General features: G+C 33.1%; 17 protein-coding genes. 13 read left to right on the plus strand and 4 right to left on the minus strand.

The genetic code is table 11. From position 1 onward, the window contains the following. Positions 1-106: 106 nt before the first annotated feature. Positions 107-1,087 carry a pyruvate dehydrogenase complex E1 component subunit beta gene (locus LNP27_RS02135; protein ID WP_229942880.1) on the minus strand — a complete coding sequence of 327 codons (981 nt, stop codon included), beginning with the start codon at positions 1,085-1,087 and terminating at the stop codon, positions 107-109. Between the two features lie 290 nt (positions 1,088-1,377). On the opposite strand from LNP27_RS02135, the gene LNP27_RS02140 reads away from it, so the two are divergent. From LNP27_RS02140 to LNP27_RS02155, 4 genes are all read left to right on the plus strand, one after another. Next, on the plus strand, positions 1,378-2,124 hold the full coding sequence (locus LNP27_RS02140; RefSeq protein WP_229942881.1) for an electron transfer flavoprotein subunit beta/FixA family protein: 747 nt from the start codon (positions 1,378-1,380) through the stop codon (positions 2,122-2,124). An 84-nt stretch (positions 2,125-2,208) separates the two neighbouring features. Beyond that, positions 2,209-3,174 carry an electron transfer flavoprotein subunit alpha/FixB family protein gene (locus LNP27_RS02145; RefSeq protein WP_229942882.1) on the plus strand — a complete coding sequence of 322 codons (966 nt, stop codon included), beginning with the start codon at positions 2,209-2,211 and terminating at the stop codon, positions 3,172-3,174. A gap of 122 nt (positions 3,175-3,296) precedes the next feature. After that, positions 3,297-3,926: a bifunctional nuclease family protein gene (locus tag LNP27_RS02150; RefSeq protein WP_229942883.1), complete on the plus strand. Its 630-nt coding sequence runs from the start codon at positions 3,297-3,299 to the stop codon at positions 3,924-3,926. Between the two features lie 125 nt (positions 3,927-4,051). After that, positions 4,052-4,876, plus strand: coding sequence for a thymidylate synthase (locus tag LNP27_RS02155; protein WP_229942884.1), 825 nt, complete (start codon positions 4,052-4,054; stop codon positions 4,874-4,876). 104 nt (positions 4,877-4,980) lie between these two features. On the opposite strand, the gene LNP27_RS02160 is transcribed toward LNP27_RS02155, so the two are convergent. Continuing rightward, positions 4,981-5,277, minus strand: a complete 297-nt coding sequence (locus LNP27_RS02160; protein ID WP_229942885.1) for an isoamylase early set domain-containing protein — start codon at positions 5,275-5,277, stop codon at positions 4,981-4,983. A 239-nt stretch (positions 5,278-5,516) separates the two neighbouring features. Between LNP27_RS02160 and LNP27_RS02165 the strand changes: the two genes are divergently transcribed. The 4 genes from LNP27_RS02165 to porT all read left to right on the plus strand — a co-directional run bounded on the left by LNP27_RS02165 (position 5,517) and on the right by porT (position 8,387). Next, a complete protein-coding gene (locus tag LNP27_RS02165) occupies positions 5,517-5,867 on the plus strand; it encodes a 2TM domain-containing protein (protein WP_229942886.1) in 351 nt (116 codons plus the stop codon). Further along, positions 5,864-6,346, plus strand: coding sequence for a dihydrofolate reductase (locus LNP27_RS02170; protein WP_229942887.1), 483 nt, complete (start codon positions 5,864-5,866; stop codon positions 6,344-6,346). Before LNP27_RS02165 ends, LNP27_RS02170 begins: the two co-directional genes overlap by 4 nt. A gap of 594 nt (positions 6,347-6,940) precedes the next feature. Continuing rightward, positions 6,941-7,672, plus strand: coding sequence for a bifunctional demethylmenaquinone methyltransferase/2-methoxy-6-polyprenyl-1,4-benzoquinol methylase UbiE (gene ubiE, locus LNP27_RS02175; RefSeq protein WP_229942888.1), 732 nt, complete (start codon positions 6,941-6,943; stop codon positions 7,670-7,672). A 1-nt stretch (position 7,673) separates the two neighbouring features. Then, on the plus strand, positions 7,674-8,387 hold the full coding sequence (gene porT / locus LNP27_RS02180) for a type IX secretion/gliding motility protein PorT/SprT (RefSeq protein ID WP_229942889.1): 714 nt from the start codon (positions 7,674-7,676) through the stop codon (positions 8,385-8,387). Positions 8,388-8,399: 12 nt separating this feature from the next. Here the strand turns inward: porT and LNP27_RS02185 are convergent, their stop codons facing one another. Then, positions 8,400-9,125, minus strand: a complete 726-nt coding sequence (locus LNP27_RS02185) for a TrmH family RNA methyltransferase (protein ID WP_229942890.1) — start codon at positions 9,123-9,125, stop codon at positions 8,400-8,402. A gap of 37 nt (positions 9,126-9,162) precedes the next feature. On the opposite strand from LNP27_RS02185, the gene tamL reads away from it, so the two are divergent. The 3 genes from tamL (at position 9,163) to accD (ending at position 13,823) form a co-directional block, all read left to right on the plus strand. Then, positions 9,163-11,730, plus strand: a complete 2,568-nt coding sequence (tamL, locus tag LNP27_RS02190; protein ID WP_229942891.1) for a translocation and assembly module lipoprotein TamL — start codon at positions 9,163-9,165, stop codon at positions 11,728-11,730. 61 nt (positions 11,731-11,791) lie between these two features. Beyond that, entirely contained in the window at positions 11,792-12,859 is a 1,068-nt protein-coding gene (gene fbaA / locus LNP27_RS02195) for a class II fructose-bisphosphate aldolase (RefSeq protein WP_229942892.1), read from the plus strand. 109 nt (positions 12,860-12,968) lie between these two features. Then, positions 12,969-13,823 (plus strand): acetyl-CoA carboxylase, carboxyltransferase subunit beta, encoded by an 855-nt coding sequence (gene accD, locus LNP27_RS02200; RefSeq protein WP_229942893.1) that lies wholly within the window; start codon positions 12,969-12,971, stop codon positions 13,821-13,823. A gap of 97 nt (positions 13,824-13,920) precedes the next feature. Here accD and LNP27_RS02205 read toward each other — a convergent pair whose 3' ends face one another. Further along, positions 13,921-15,171, minus strand: coding sequence for an ABC transporter permease (locus LNP27_RS02205; RefSeq protein WP_229942894.1), 1,251 nt, complete (start codon positions 15,169-15,171; stop codon positions 13,921-13,923). 197 nt (positions 15,172-15,368) lie between these two features. Here LNP27_RS02205 and purH point away from each other — a divergent pair, with 197 nt between their 5' ends. Both purH and LNP27_RS02215 read left to right on the plus strand, forming a co-directional pair. Beyond that, entirely contained in the window at positions 15,369-16,895 is a 1,527-nt protein-coding gene (purH, locus tag LNP27_RS02210; RefSeq protein ID WP_229942895.1) for a bifunctional phosphoribosylaminoimidazolecarboxamide formyltransferase/IMP cyclohydrolase, read from the plus strand. 55 nt (positions 16,896-16,950) lie between these two features. Next, complete coding sequence (locus LNP27_RS02215) at positions 16,951-17,979, plus strand: rod shape-determining protein (RefSeq protein ID WP_229942896.1); 1,029 nt, start codon at positions 16,951-16,953, stop codon at positions 17,977-17,979. Positions 17,980-18,052 lie beyond the last annotated feature (73 nt).

Genomic DNA, 18,052 nt, shown 5'->3' on the forward strand with positions numbered 1-18,052 from the left:
ATTAATAATTGATGAAGTTTCAAATATAGTTAATTACAGTGTTCTATTATTTGATGTTTAAAATTCGAGTTGTTAAACTTTACTTTAACATAAATAATTCAAACTGCTATTTTTTATACATTACTTTTTTAACCGCTTTTACTACATCAGCAGCATTTGGCAACCATTCTTTCAATAATACTGGAGAATATGGTGCTGGAGTGTCAGCTGTAGTGATACGTTGAATAGGTGCGTCTAGGAAATCAAAAGCACGTTCTTGAACAACATAGGTAATTTCAGAAGCTACACTTGCAAAAGGCCACGCTTCTTCAAGAACTACTAAACGGTTTGTTTTTTTAACTGAAGTCAAGATCGTCTCATAATCCATAGGACGGACCGTTCTTAAATCGATAATTTCACAAGAAATACCCTCTTTAGCTAATTCGTCAGCAGCAATATGAGCTTCTTTGATAATTTTTCCAAAAGAAACGATAGTTACATCAGTACCTTCACGTTTGATATCAGCAACTCCTAGTGGAATTACATATTCACCATCAGGAACTTCACCTTTGTCACCATACATTTGCTCAGATTCCATAAAAATAACCGGATCATTATCACGAATTGCTGCTTTCAATAATCCTTTTGCATCATAAACAGTAGAAGGAACTACCACTTTAAGACCTGGAGTGTTAGCAAACCAGTTCTCTAAAGCTTGAGAGTGTGTTGCTCCTAATTGTCCAGCTGATGCCGTAGGTCCACGAAAAACGATTGGCACATTAAATTGCCCACCAGTCATCTGACGCATCTTAGCAGCATTGTTTATGATTTGGTCAATCCCTACTAAACAGAAATTAAAAGTCATATATTCAACGATAGGACGACAACCATTCATGGCTGATCCCACAGCAATACCAGTAAAACCAAGTTCAGCAATAGGAGTATCAATTACTCTTTTCTCGCCAAATTCAGCAAGCATTCCTTTAGATGCTTTATAGGCGCCATTGTATTCTGCAACCTCTTCACCCATTAGATATATGGACTCATCATGACGCATTTCTTCACTCATCGCTTCGCAAATAGCCTCTCTAAATTGTATAGTTCTCATATTATATGTTGTATGTGTCTAAATTTCGAAAAGCAAAAATAAATATTTTATCTCACTTAAAGGCATATTTACACTTAAATTAATTCATAGCATTCAAGCCCTTTTTTAGGAGCCATTTCCGCTCCCGAAGGATGGGGACGCTAGATCCACATCCAAAAGCGTGGGATGCCGCTACGGTCTGGGTTACGAAAACGTAATAGTTTAACTAAAATATTATGCACGCATAGTAAATTATTCAAATTATTATTTTAAATTTGTAAAAGAAATCAAGAATAATTAAATATAAACTTATGAAAATATTAGTTTGCATCAGTCATGTACCTGATACTACTTCAAAAATTAACTTCACCAATGGCGATTCAGAATTTGACACAAATGGCGTTCAATATGTCATAAATCCAAATGACGAATTCGGTTTAACACGTGCAATTTGGTTCCAAGAAAAACAAGGCGCAACGGTTACTGTTGTCAACGTGGGAGGACCAGAAACAGAACCAACATTAAGAAAAGCATTAGCGATAGGTGCAAATGAAGCCATTCGTGTAAACGCAATTCCTACTGACGGCTTTTTTGTTGCTACACAGTTAGCAGAGGTTATAAAAAACGGAAGTTATGACATTGTCATTGCAGGAAAAGAATCCCTAGATTATAACGGTGGAATGGTTCCGGGAATGATTGCTGGAATTTTAGGATACAATTTCCTAAACTCTTGCACTGAACTTACCGTTGATGGCCAAAATGTAAAAGCAGTTCGTGAAATAGATGGAGGAAAAGAAACCGTTAGTACTACTTTACCACTAATTATAGGTGGTCAAAAAGGAATTGTTGAAGAAAAGGATTTACGTATTCCTAACATGAGAGGAATTATGACTGCTAGAACTAAAGCATTAACCATTCTTGAACCAGTTGCTTCTGATGTTAATACCAAATCGGTGAAATTTGAAAAACCTGCTCCAAAATCTGCAGTGAAATTAATTTCTACTGATAATATCGATGAATTAATCAATTTACTACACAACGAAGCAAAAGTAATATAATTTTAAATTATGAATTTTAAATCGTGAATTAACGTTCTGATATACATTTAAAATTTATAATTCAACATTTAAAATAAAAACACTATGTCAATATTAATATATGCAGAGTATGCAGAAGGAAAATTCAAGAAAGTAGCATTTGAATTAGCTTCGTATGCAAAAAAAGTAGCCGAAAGTTTAGGAACTACCGTTACAGCGGTAACCGTCAATGCTGGAGATGTTTCAGAATTATCAAAATACGGAGTTGATAAAGTATTAAAAGTAAATAACGACAAGTTAACTGGCTTCACTGCAAAAGCTTACGCTGATGTCATCAAGCAAGCTGCTCAAAAAGAGAATATCAAACTAATTTTATTATCCTCAACTACTGATAGCGCTTATCTTTCGCCGCTTGTAGCAGTAGCTTTAGAAGCGGGATTTGCATCAAATGTAGTTGGATTACCAGTAAGTACTTCGCCATTTCAGGTAAAAAGAACTGCTTTTTCAAATAAAGCTTTTATGATTACTGACATCAACACTGATGTAAAGGTACTTGCACTTGCTAAAAATTCTTATGGCATTTTTGAAAGCGCTTCTACCTTAACAGAAGAAGACTTCAACCCTACGATTGGTGAAAATGATTTTGCTGTAAAAGTACAATCAGTAGAAAAAGTAACAGGAAAAGTATCTATTGCTGATGCTGATATTGTAGTTTCAGCTGGTCGTGGTTTAAAAGGTCCTGAAAACTGGAGCATGATTGAGGAATTAGCTTCTGTTCTTGGTGCTGCAACCGCTTGTTCTAAGCCAGTTTCTGATTTGGGATGGAGACCTCACGGAGAACACGTAGGACAAACCGGAAAACCAGTTGCCGCTAACTTGTATATTGCAATTGGAATTTCTGGAGCCATACAGCACATTGCTGGAATTAACTCGTCTAAAGTAAAAGTAGTAATCAATAGTGATCCTGAAGCTCCTTTCTTTAAAGTAGCTGACTACGGAATTGTAGGTGATGCTTTTGAAATTGTTCCTAAATTAATTGAAAAATTAAAAGCTTTCAAAGCGCACAACTAGTTTAATAATAAACTAATCAAAAATGCTATCTAAAAAACATTGATATTTGTATCTTTGCCCTTAGATAGCATTTTTTTTATGCCATTTATTAATCGTTTTCGGTAGTTACCATCACAACAATTATGAGCTTAGTTAAATTATCTATAAAAGGAATTTCATACAGTCAGACTCAAAACGGAGCATATGCTTTGATTTTGAATGAGGTTGACGGCGAACGAAAATTACCAATTGTCATTGGTGCATTTGAAGCGCAATCTATTGCTATAGCTCTTGAAAAAGAAATAAAACCACCGCGCCCGTTGACTCATGATTTATTTAAAAACTTTGCGGAGCGATTTGACATTACTGTAAAACAAGTTATCATTCACAAGCTTGTTGATGGTGTTTTTTATTCCAGTATTATTTGTGAAAGAGACAAAATAGAAGAAATTATAGATGCTAGAACTTCTGACGCTATTGCTTTAGCATTACGTTTTAGCGCTCCTATTTTTACATACAAAAACATCTTAGACAAAGCCGGAATCTATTTAAAAACAAATCCTCTTGATGCAAATAAAGAAAATCAAGAAATAGATGATGTACTTTCTAATCCAGAAACTTTTGGTCATGGAGAGGAAAGCAATAAATCTGGAGAAACATACTCTAAGCATACGCTACAAGAACTAAACGAACTACTTGATCAAGCGGTTTCTCATGAAGATTACGAGAAAGCGGCAAAAATAAGAGATGAAATTTCGAAGAGAGAAATTTAATTCAGAAGTTATTTCTAGTAATAGTTTTTCCTAAAAGTAAACTTCTATACAACCTAATAAATTTACTTCATTACTTTTTTAGGACACCTTTAGCATTATAATTAGAATTTCATATAAATAACAAAATGAAGCAATATTTAGACTTAGTAAAGCATGTAATGGAAAACGGTTGCCAAAAGGGAGACCGAACAGGCACAGGAACAAAAAGTGTCTTTGGCTACCAAATGCGTTTTAACTTAAACGATGGTTTTCCGATGGTTACTACTAAAAAATTGCATCTTAAATCTATAATTTATGAACTTCTTTGGTTCCTAAAAGGCGATACTAATATAAAATACCTTCAGGAAAATGGAGTTAAAATTTGGGATGCTTGGGCTGATGCCAATGGTGATTTAGGCCCTGTCTATGGACACCAATGGCGCAACTGGAATAGCGAAGAAATAGATCAAATCTCCGACTTAATTACGGAATTGAAAACAAATCCTAATAGTCGCAGAATGCTTGTTTCTGCATGGAATCCCTCAGTATTACCGGACACAACTAAGTCATTCGACGAAAATGTAGCTAATAACAAAGCCGCGTTACCACCTTGTCATGCTTTTTTTCAATTTTATGTCGCTGATGGAAAATTATCATGTCAGTTATACCAGCGAAGTGCTGACATATTCTTAGGCGTTCCTTTCAACATTGCATCTTATGCACTGCTAACAATGATGATTGCTCAGGTTTGCAACTTGCAGCCAGGGGAATTTATTCACACTTTTGGCGATGCACATATTTACAACAATCATTTCGAACAACTCGAATTACAATTGTCACGTGAACCTAAACCATTACCGAAAATGATTTTAAATCCAGAGATAAAAAATATTTTTGATTTTGATTTTGAAGATTTCACGCTCGAAGGTTATGAGCCTCATGCACTAATAAAAGGCACCGTAGCTGTATAAAACAACAGCTAGACTGAAAGATTTAGAGGTTTACTGTTGACATTAGAATTTTTCAACAAACTAAACTTCAACTAAGTCATAAGCCTAAAAAAAAGTTGTTTTAGTTATAGTACTAAAACACCGTTTTCATTACCTGCAAATTCGTTATATTGAAAAGAATCCGCTTCTGGCTCATTAACAAATACACCATCAATAACGTATTTAAATTCATAAGCAGCATCTTTATTCAAATCAAAAACACCTTTAAAAGTTCCATTTTTCAATTTGTTCAATACACCTTCCTCAATATTCCAATTATTAAAATCCCCAACAACTGATGCTTCTTTTGCCTCTTTTGCTACTACTGAAAAAGTAACTTTACATACTGGCTTTGTTTTTACAAATTGTTTCTTAATTGACATAACTAATTCATTTATAAGTTTATGAAGCAAAGTAAACAAAACAATTCGGACTTTCAACGGCTTTATCGAAGATTTGACAGAATGTTAAAAACTCTGTTAATTTATGATTAATTTAAGAATTTAAAGAGGGGAAAACTTACTATTGAAAAAATACAAAAGCTTTTACTGACAAATAAGCATGTCACAAAACGGCAACTTTACAAAATAAATTTTATCTTTATAAACTAAATTTAAGATTGATGGAAAAAGAAGTACACGAACAATACGAATATGCAAGAAGAAGAATAAAACAGAAAAAGAGATTGTATTTTCATTTTGTGGTCTTCGTCTTAGGAAGTTTAGTATTATTCCTTGGACATAAATTTCTAAATAATCCATTCATAACGGAGTGGTATCTTTGGATAATCACAATTTGGTTGTTTCTGTTTATTTTGCATTTTATAAAAGTATTCATCACCGATAGATTTATGAATAAAAGTTGGGAAAGAGATCAGATCGATCGCCTTGTTGCCTTGCAAAAAAAGAAAATAGACCAATTGCAAGCAAAAATTGACAACGACGAACCTACAACAACAAATCATCCGTTATGATAATAATGATTGCGGCCGTAGCTGAGAATAACGCACTAGGAAAAGACAATGATTTAGTCTGGCACTTGCCAAATGATTTTAAAAGATTCAAAACACTTACATCTGGACATCATATCATAATGGGACGAAAAACCTTTGAAAGTTTTCCAAAACCGTTACCTAATAGGACTCATGTTATCATCACAAGACAAAAAAATTATAAAGCTGAGGGCTGTATTATTGTTGATAGTATCGAGAAAGCTTTAGAAATTTGTCCCAAAAATGAAGACACCTATATTATAGGTGGAGGGGAAATTTATACTTTATCACTTCCCTTTGCCGATAAAATAGAAATTACAAAAGTACATCACAGTTTTGAAGCCGATGCATACTTCCCGGTTCTGAATGAAAAAGAATGGAAACTAGCGCAATCTGACCACAACAGTAAAGACGAAAAGCATATTTACGATTATACTTACCTCACTTACCTTAGAAATTAAAACAAAAAAACATCCTTTTTGCGGGATGTTTTTTTTTGAACCATTGATTTCGAGAAATGATCTAGACTAGAAAGAGGATTTGATAACATAAAATAAAAATTACAAATACTAGTAATAATCCGGAAACGGACGTTATAATATTTGCCGTTTTTTGAGAGTACATCTCAAAAAAGCCTTTAGTACCAAATACCACGAAGGTACTAAAGACGAAAAAAATTAAAATTTCCAAAAACAAATTTAATCCTAAGAACGTATGTTGCGCTTTTATTGTAACACCTTTTTCTAAAACAGTATTTTCAAAAAATCCTACAAGTACAAATGAGATAAGAAGCGCTAAAAATATCCATTTGATCTGGGTCATTGTCTCGTTTTTAATCATTTAATATGGTCACATAATAGAATAACAAATTTGGATAATAAAACTTACAGATGCAATACCCACTTTTAGTGATATTTCAAAAAAAAAAAGTTAATTAAAAAGATATTTAAGCATTTAAAGCAAGTACTTGAAAGACATAATAAATATTAATTCTAATTTTTGAAACACAAATTATGTTTATGAAGTTTGTTCTATATTTGTACAAATTAAAAAAAATGTCTGAAAAAATAACTCCCTATAAAGATTCTGCCTTAGGTAAAAAGGAACAAGTTGCACAAATGTTTGATACTATTTCTGGAAATTATGACAATTTAAATCGTGTCATTTCTTTTGGCATTGATCTTAAATGGCGTAAAAAAGTACTTCAGATGGTAGCCAAAACTAACCCAAAAGTAATTTTGGATATTGCTACAGGAACTGGAGACTTAGCGATATTAATGTCGCAAACAAATGCCGAAAAAATAATTGGCTTAGATATATCAGCAGGAATGCTAGAAGTAGGAAAGAAAAAAATAGCTGCAAAAAATCTTTCTTCAACTATTGAAATGATATTGGCTGACTCTGAAAACATGCCTTTTGAAGATAATTATTTTGACGCTATAACTGTTGCATTTGGTGTTCGTAATTTTGAAACTTTAGAAAAAGGATTAAGTGAAATTTTAAGAGTGCTAAAACCAAATGGTATTTTTGTAATTTTAGAAACTTCAATACCAGAAAAAACACCTTATAAACAAGGCTACAATTTTTACAGTAAAAACATCCTACCTTTAATAGGTAAAATATTTTCTAAAGACGATGTAGCTTATGGTTATTTATCAGAATCTGCAGCTGCTTTTCCTTATGGTGAGGCGTTAAACAATATTTTGAGAAAAATTGGGTTTATAGATGTAGTAGCGTTACCTCAAACTTTTGGAGTGGCCACTATTTATTCAGCATCTAAAAAATAAAATGAGAAAGATTTTTATAATACTTTTTTTTACTAGTGTCCTGACTGGATATGGCCAAAGATCAAAAAACATATTCAGCAGAGATCCTATTATTAACTTGGAGAACTTTCAACAAAAACCACTGCATTTTGGTTTTTATTTGGGCTTCAATTCTTATGATTTTAAAATAGATTACAATACAAAGGCTACTGATATTCTAGTTAAAAAAACTACTGGTTTCAATGTAGGACTTGTTGCTGATTTAAGACTACACGAATATATTGACTTGCGGTTCGAGCCTGGATTGTATTACACAAAAAGAGATTTAAACTATCCTTCTAATACTAGGTTTACAAACAACGGTGATACCTATAGAGAAGTGAATAGTACTTACATACACTTTCCTTTACTACTAAAGTTTTCTTCTTTACGAACTGGAAACATTCGCCCATACGCATTAGGAGGTTTATCCGCGTCTTTGAATTTGTCAAGCAATTCAAAATCAACTGATGATAATTCCCAAAATCGTTTCAGAGTAAAATCTTGGACACCAAATTACGAGTTGGGTTTTGGAATAGACATTTTTTCAGAATATTTCATCTTTTCACCTTCCATACGAGGCGTTTTTGGTTTGAAAGATGAACTAATTAGGGACAAAGACACAAATAGTCCTTGGACTGGAAGCATTGAATCGATGAAAACCAGAGCGATTTTCGTCAACTTTACTTTCCATTAAAAAATAATTTAATCACTCTCTTCTAAACTCGCTCAAAACAATAGCAGTCGCTGTAGCTACATTTAAACTTTCTGTTTTTTGAAGATTGCCAAAGCGGGGAATTGCAAGACGATTACTAATCAAAATCTCCAGTTCAGATGAGATTCCGTTGGCTTCATTACCCATAATGATGATTCCTTCTTGAGATAATTCTGTTTTATAGATGTTATCGCCATCCATAAAAGTTCCAAATAATGGTAGTTTAGTTTCTTTTAAAAAAACACTCAAATCAATATAATTCACGTTAACCCTAGCGATAGAACCCATCGTTGCCTGAACTACTTTTGGATTAAAAATATCAACTGTTTCTTTTGAACATATTATTTGCTGTATTCCAAACCAATCACACAATCGCACTATCGTTCCTAAATTTCCAGGATCTCTTATAGAATCAAGCGCCATAATTAAACCTGTTTCGAGAATTGGTTTATCAGCTGGCATTCTAAAAATTGCTAAACAGGAATTAGCTGTTGCCAAAGCAGTGATTTTTTTTAAATCACTTTCAGAAATAATTGTTTTATAATTTGGCGAAACTTCAGCAAAATCATTTTCTGTCGTATATAAATGTTCTAGTTCAAAATTAGAATCTAATAATTCCTGTATCCCTTTTACACCTTCGGCAATAAATAATTTATTGGCAATTCTATATTTTTTTTGCTGCAAACTCGTTATAAGCTTAATTTGGTTTTTACTAACCATAAAATAATGTACTTTTGAATTAAATATTTTAGAACAATTGAAAAGAATTTCCACAAAAATAACTGCATTTATTGTAATTGCAATACTAATTTGCGCATGTAACGCTGTAAAAAGAGTTCCGGACGGAAAATTACTGCTTACTAAAAACGAAATTACTGTTAATAACAAAGTAATCAAGGAGGAAAACGTTTTTAATCAATTGTATCAAAAACCAAATACTACCTTACTTGGTTATCGCCTAAGATTAAATCTTTACAATCTTGCCAATCTTAATCCAGACTCAACTTACCAAGCAAAATTCACAAATAACCCAGAAAAATACAGAAGAATGTCCAACTGGCTATCAGCAAAACAAGTTGACCGCCTTGGCCAATCTTTCTGGTATCATGGAATTCATGATTTCTTAAAAAGAACTGGTGAACCGCCTGTAGTTTTAGATAAGGAAAAAGCGAATAAATCATTACTAAGATTAAAATACTACTATTTTAACAATGGCTACTTTAATGTAAATGCTACTTACGCCGTAGACACCGTTGCAATTAAAAAAGCTAAAATAAAATATAATATTACACCTGGAAATGCATTTTATTTAGACAGTATTAATGCCTCAATTAGCACTCCTGTATTAGACTCATTATACCAAGTAAATAAATCCAACTCTTTTATAAAATCTGGAATTCAATATCAAACCGTTGATTTTGAAAATGAAAAAAACCGCATAAGCACTAACTTTAGAAACAATGGTGCCTACTATTTTCAACCTAATTACGTAACATTTAATATTGATACTATTAAAAAAGTCAATAAAGCTGACATCACATTGATGATCAACAATTACTCGTATCAAGATGGTGACTCCACTAAAACAGAGCCTTTTAAATTGTATAAAATAAGCGATGTAAATATTTACACTGATTATTCGCCAAGTAGTAACGCTATCACTATCAGAGATAGTACAACTTTTAAGAATTTTAATCTTTTTAGTCAGAAAAAATTAAAGTACAAACCAAAAGCAATTACAGACGCTATTTTCATTTCTAAAGGAGGTTATTATGCGGACTTTAAAACTGTTTTAACTACACGTTATCTTAATAATCTTAAGATTTTTAATTATCCATCCATTCAATATGAGGTTGACAAAAGGGATACTACTGCGCATTCGTTAATTGCTAAAGTATATTTGACACCAAGAAAAAAATATAGTTTCGGTACTACATTTGACTTAACGCACTCTAACATCCAAGATTTTGGTGTCGGTTTAAGTATTTCTGAAACTATTAGAAATGTATTTAACGGTGCCGAAACTCTTGAACTTGCAGCACGTGGAAACATAGGTGCATCAAAAGATTTAGCAAATCCTAAAAATAATTTCTTTAATGTTTCTGAATATGGTCTAGATTTAAAATTAAACATACCAAGGATTTTCATGCCATTTAATACAGATAGAATTATTCCAAAAAGCATGATACCTTCTACTTTATTCACAATAGGTTTTGCAAAACAGCAAAATATTGGACTTGACAAAGAGAATTTTACGGGAGGACTATCTTATAATTGGACTCCAAAAATAAACCATTCGGCACGATTTGATTTATTCAACACGCAATTTGTTCGAAATCTAAATCCACGAAATTATTTCAACGTTTATGGATCTTCTTACAATGCTTTAAATCAAATTAGTAAAATTTACAATACCAATCCCTCCTATGTAGATAATGCAATCGACAAGAATTTGCGCATTGATCAAGGAACAGTTGGCTTTACGAAAGATGTTCTTACGGGTAGCGGGATTTTTTCACAACCAATTAGCACTACTGATTTCGAGTCTGTAAAGAGTATAGAAGAACGAAGACTTAGACTTACAGAAAATGATTTTATCTTAGCGACTAGTTTTACTTTTTCAAAAACGACAAAAAAAGACTTAAAAGACAACACTTTTTATCTTTTTAAAACTAAAATAGAATCTGCAGGAACTATTTTATCAACTTTTGCGAAAACGACGAATCAGAAGAAAAATGCCAGTGGAAATTATGAAATATTCAATCTACCCTATTCTGAATATATAAAAGCAGAAGTAGATTATATTAAACATTGGGATTTATCCAAAGAAAACATAATTGCGTTCCGATCTTTTTTTGGTATTGCGATACCTTTTGGCAATTCAAATTACATTCCTTTCTCAAGAAGTTACTTTTCAGGTGGGTCAAATGACAATCGAGCTTGGCAACCCTATCGTTTAGGCCCTGGAAGCAGCGGTGGTTTAGATGACTTTAATGAGGCAAACATGAAGATTGCGTTAAGCAGTGAATTTCGATTCAAAATTGCTGGAAGTCTAAAAGGAGCAGTTTTTGCAGATGCAGGAAATATCTGGAATGTTCTAGATAATGTTGCCGATGACAAATCTACATTTACTAGTTTTAGTGACCTAAAAGAAATAGCATTAGGCTCTGGATTTGGATTAAGATATGATTTTACTTTTTTTGTAATCCGTTTTGATTTAGGATTCAAAACCTACAATCCGGCCAATGAAACCAATAGAAGATGGTTTAGAGAATACAATTTTTCGAACTCCGTTTTAAATTTTGGAATAAATTATCCGTTCTAATGCTAATTAATTCATATTTTTGCAACACTAAAAACTATTACAAAACTAAAAAAAAGGTACAATGGCACACAACATAAAACCAGGCGTAGCGACAGGAGATCAGGTTCAAGAAATTTTTAATTATGCTAAAGAAAAAGGATTTGCACTACCTGCTGTAAACGTTACGGGGTCAAATACTATCAATAGTGTTCTTGAAACAGCTGCAAAACTAAATGCTCCAGTTATCATTCAATTTTCTAATGGAGGAGCACAATTTAACGCTGGAAAAGGACTTTCTAACGCAGGAGAAAAAGCGGCCATCGCCGGTGGAATTGCTGGTGCACTGCACATACATGCTTTGGCAGAAGCTTACGGAGCAACCGTAATTTTGCATACTGACCACTGCGCGAAAAAATTATTACCTTGGATTGATGGTTTACTTGATGCATCAGAAGCGCATTTTGCTAAAACGGGAAAACCATTATATTCTTCTCACATGATTGACTTATCAGAAGAGCCAATTGAAGAAAATATCGAAATCTGCAAAGGATATTTAGCTAGAATGAGCAAAATGGGAATGACACTTGAAATCGAGCTTGGTATTACAGGTGGTGAGGAAGATGGTGTTGACAACTCAGATGTTGATAGCTCAAAATTATACACACAACCAGAAGAAGTGGCTTATGCTTACGAAGAACTTTCTAAAGTAAGTCCTAGATTTACAATCGCTGCTGCTTTTGGAAACGTACACGGTGTTTACAAACCAGGGAATGTAAAATTAACTCCAAAAATCTTAAAAAACTCTCAAGATTTTGTTCAAAATAAATTCAACACAGGACACAATCCAGTCGATTTTGTTTTTCACGGTGGATCAGGTTCTACTCTAGAAGAAATAAGAGAAGGAATTAGTTACGGTGTAATCAAAATGAATATTGATACTGATTTGCAATTTGCATTTACTGAAGGTATTCGTGATTATATGACAAAAAACATCGAGTACTTAAAAACTCAAATTGGCAACCCAGAAGGTGCTGATGTTCCTAACAAAAAATATTATGATCCAAGAAAATGGCTACGTGAAAGCGAAGTTACTTTCAACACAAGACTTGAGCAAGCATTTGCTGACTTGAACAACGTAAATACACTTTAAAACATAGTATTCAGTGTTCCGTTTTTAGTATTCGACTCACATAACTGATTGTTGAACACTAAAAACGGAACACTAGATATGTGATTACTGAACACTGAACACTAGAAATATGGCTTGGTTTAAAAGAAAAGAAAAAGGAATTACGACTGCCACAGAGGACAAGATGGATATTCCAAAAGGACTTTGGTACAAATCTCCAACTGGAAAAATTATTGATGCCGACGAACTTGCTCGCAATTTATTTGTAAGTCCAGAAGATGGTTTTCACGTAAGAATAGGAAGCGCTGAATATTTCCAAATTTTATTTGACAACAATGAATTTGTCGAGTTAGATAAAAACATGACTTCAAAAGATCCATTAAATTTTGTTGATACAAAAAAATACGGAGATCGATTGAAAGACGTGATGGAGAAAACCAAATTGAAGGATGCCGTTCGTACCGCAGTTGGAAAATCTAAGGGGAAAGACTTGGTTATCTGCTGTATGGATTTTGCCTTTATTGGTGGATCTATGGGTGCCGTTGTTGGAGAGAAAATCGTGAGAGGAATTGATCACGCAATCAAAAACAAGTTACCCTTCGTAATGATTTCTAAATCTGGTGGAGCACGTATGATGGAAGCTGCTTATTCATTAATGCAATTAGCAAAAACTTCTGTAAAACTGGCACAACTAGCTGAAGCTAAACTTCCTTATATCTCGTTAAGTACTGACCCTACAACTGGAGGAACAACTGCTTCTTACGCGATGCTAGGCGACATCAATATTTCTGAACCAGGCGCATTAATTGGATTTGCAGGCCCTAGAGTTGTAAGAGATACGACTGGAAAAGATTTACCAGAAGGTTTCCAAACTGCTGAGTTCTTATTAGAGCATGGTTTCCTAGACTTTATCACACCAAGAAAAAACTTGAAAGACAACATTAATCTATACATCGATTTGATTCAAAACAACGATATTAGATAATTGTCCTTTGCGATATTAAATAAAAAAAATAGCTTCCAAAATTTTGGAAGCTATTTTTTTTCCGCATAACTATTTAATTTAATTCGAAAAAGAACTACTACATTCCAGTTCTAATCGCTTCAACAGGATCTAATTTAGATGCTGCAATTGCAGGCAAAATTCCAGATATCAACCCAATGATCGCGGCTAAAGTCGTTCCTAAAATAATATTTCCCATTCCTAAAACGAATTCAAAATCTAATGCTTTCGTTAAAATAACAGAGATTGTCCAAACTAATATAAGTCCAATTACTCCTCCTATCACAGATAAAATTACGGCTTCAAACAAAAACTGAAATAATATAAATCTGTTTTTTGCCCCTAATGATTTCTGAATTCCTATTAAGTTTGTTCGCTCTTTTACAGAAACAAACATAATATTAGCAATACCAAAGCCACCTACTAGTAACGAAAAACCACTGATAATCCATCCTACTACATTCATTTGGCCTAAAATACCATCAATTAGATCAGTAAAACCTGAAAATACATTGATAAAAAAATTATCAATTTCTCCCGCTTTTAAACCACGAACATTTCTTAATTTTTGACTCAGTTCGCCTTTGTAAGCTTCCATATCAACACCTTTTTCTGGTTTAAAAATAATAACATTGGTTAATGAAGTGTTATTATCACCATATAATTGCCGAACAAAATTTACAGGAATATAAGCTGCTGTGTCATTACTATCTCCAAACAATCCTGTTCCTTCTTTTTTCATTACACCAATTACAGTAAAACGTTGTCCATATAAGCGCACATTTTTGCCAATAGGATCAAATTCCCCAAACAAAGATTTTGAAATTTCATTTCCCAATACTATGACTGTAGAGCCTGAATTAGCTTCCGATTCATTATAAAAGCGTCCTTTTTCAAATTCTAATCCTTGAATATCAATAAATTCTTGTGATACAGGAATAATTTGAACTGAACTAACTGTTTTTGAATCATATTTTATGGACTCTCTCCTAGTAAATATCTGATATGCCATTGCCTCAGTATTAGTCATAGTGCCTTTCATATAAGTATATTCATCATACTTTACGTTAGGAAACTGTTCGCGCTTCCACTGGGGAATATCCGAAGGACCAAAAGAGAATTTCATTAAATAAATAGTGTTTTTATCTAAACTACTTAAATCTTTAGTGATTTTTCTATCCAATGAATCTACTGCTGCAAGAACTGCAATAATCGAAAAAATACCAATAGTAACTCCTAATAAAGAAAGTAACGTCCTTAACTTATTGTTTTTTAAGGCATTCATTGCAAAGCCAAAACTCTCTTTTAGTAATCGAAGGTAAACTAGCATAAAAACATTTTTGTGTTAAAGTAAAATTCCATAAATATTAATCAAATTCCTAGTAAAAAATCGTTTCATTATAGCACTAAACCACTATTTTATCCTCAGTATTGAAATAGCTATAAAAATTACAATTATCTCGTTTTCAAATGGCTCAATTTTGACATTAAAAAACTATTTTTGCATTTTATAACTATAACTACATAATGAGCACAACTAAAACAATTCAGTCAGCATTAATCTCTGTCTTCTCAAAAGAAGGATTAGAGCCGATAGTAAGACAACTAAACAGTCAAAATGTTACACTTTATTCTACAGGCGGAACAGAGGATTTTATAAAAAATTTAGGGATTCCAGTAATTCCTGTTGAAGATGTCACTTCATATCCTTCGATTTTAGGTGGTAGAGTTAAAACCTTACATCCAAAAGTTTTTGGCGGAATATTAAATCGTCAAGACAACGAAAGTGATGTTCAACAAATGAAAGAATTTGACATTCCACAAATTGACTTGGTTATAGTTGACTTATATCCTTTCGAAAAAACAGTTGCTTCAGGAGCTAGCGAAGCAGATATAATTGAAAAAATTGACATTGGTGGGATTTCTTTAATCCGTGCTGCTGCAAAAAACTTCAAGGATACTGTAATTATTTCTTCAGTTGACCAATATAGTTTATTATTAGACTTGATTACATCACAAAATGGTGCCACAACATTAGAAGATAGAAAATTACTTGCTACAAAAGCATTTCACGTTTCCTCTCATTATGACGGAGCCATTTTCAACTACTTCAACACAGATGAAACCATCTATAAAGAAAGTATTGCAAATGGTCAAGTTTTGAGATATGGAGAAAATCCACATCAAAAAGGATTTTTCTTTGGTGATTTTAATGCAATGTTTCAAAAAATTCATGGAAAAGAATTGTCGTACAATAACTTACTTGATGTAGATGCAGCCGTAAACTTAATTAATGAATTTAAAAATGACGGACCAACATTTGCTATTTTAAAACACAATAACGCTTGCGGTTTAGCTACAAGAGACACAATTAGCGAAGCTTATAACGTAGCTTTAGCATGCGATCCAACATCTGCATTTGGAGGAGTTTTAATTTCGAACACTAAAATTGACGTTGCAACTGCCACAGAAATAAACAAATTGTTTTGTGAAGTTGTAATCGCTCCAGCGTACGATGACCAAGCATCAGCTATTTTACAAGAGAAAAAAAATAGAATTATATTAGTTCAAAATGAAGTAGAACTACCTAACAAACAGGTTAGAACGTGCTTAAATGGCCTTTTAATTCAAGAAAGAAATAATATCACTGACAATAAAGACGCTTTAAAAACCGTTACAGTATCAACTCCTTCAGAAGAGGAAATTAAAGATTTGATCTTTGCTTCAAAAGTTTGTAAGAATACAAAATCAAATACAATTGTATTTGCAAAAAATGGAACTCTTATCGCTTCAGGAACTGGACAAACATCAAGAGTTGATGCCCTAGTTCAAGCTATTGAAAAAGCGAGAGCTTTTGGATTTGATTTAAACGGAGCTTCAATGGCAAGTGATGCTTTTTTCCCTTTTCCTGATTGTGTAGCCCTGGCTAAAGAAGCAGGAATAACTGCAGTAATTCAGCCCGGAGGATCGATCAAAGATCAATTAAGCATTGACTATTGCAACGAAAATAAACTTGCAATGGTATTTACAGGAACACGTCATTTCAAACATTAATTTGTTTAACTTTGCATCCTATTTATTATAATAACTTTTAACCCTTAAAAAACTTATGGGATTTTTTGATTTCATGACCGAGGATATTGCGATAGACCTTGGTACCGCTAACACTTTAATCATACATAATGATAAAGTTGTAATTGACAGCCCATCAATTGTTGCTCGAGACAGGATTTCGGGCAAAATAATTGCTGTTGGTAAAGAAGCCAACATGATGCAAGGTAAAACACATGAAAACATTAAGACCATAAGACCTTTAAAAGACGGTGTGATTGCTGACTTTGATGCTTCGGAAAAAATGATTAGTATGTTTATTAAAAGCATACCTGCATTGAAGAAAAGGATGTTTACCCCTGCTCTACGAATGATCGTTTGTATACCTTCTGGTATTACAGAAGTGGAAATGAGAGCTGTAAAAGAGTCTTGCGAGCGAGTAAATGGTAAAGAAGTATATTTGATACACGAACCTATGGCTGCGGCTATTGGTATTGGTATAGACATCATGCAACCTAAAGGAAACATGATTGTAGATATAGGTGGTGGAACAACTGAAATTGCAGTAATTGCATTAGGCGGAATTGTTTGCGACAAATCAGTAAAAATCGCTGGTGATGTATTTACAAATGACATTGTTTACTACATGCGTACACAACACAACCTTTTTGTAGGTGAAAGTACTGCTGAAAAGATAAAAATACAAATTGGTGCTGCGATAGAAGATCTAGAGACTCCTCCTGAAGACATGTCAGTTCAAGGTAGAGATTTACTTACTGGTAAGCCTAAGCAAGTTGAAGTTTCGTATAGAGAAATTGCTAAAGCATTAGACAAATCGATACAACGTATTGAAGATGCCGTAATGGAAACTTTATCTCAAACACCACCAGAATTAGCTGCTGACATTTACAATACGGGTATCTATCTTGCAGGTGGAGGATCAATGTTAAGAGGTCTTGACAAACGTATTTCTCAAAAAACAGACTTACCTGTTTATATTGCAGAAGATCCATTGAGAGCTGTTGTTAGAGGAACAGGTATGGCTCTAAAAAACATCAATAAATTCAAAAGCATCCTTATAAAATAATTTCTAAATTCCAATTTACATCTAATTGGAATTTAGAATACCTTTTTTGATTTTAAAAAAAATTCAATTTTAA

Source organism: Flavobacterium galactosidilyticum, assembly GCF_020911945.1.
Classification (GTDB): domain Bacteria; phylum Bacteroidota; class Bacteroidia; order Flavobacteriales; family Flavobacteriaceae; genus Flavobacterium; species Flavobacterium galactosidilyticum.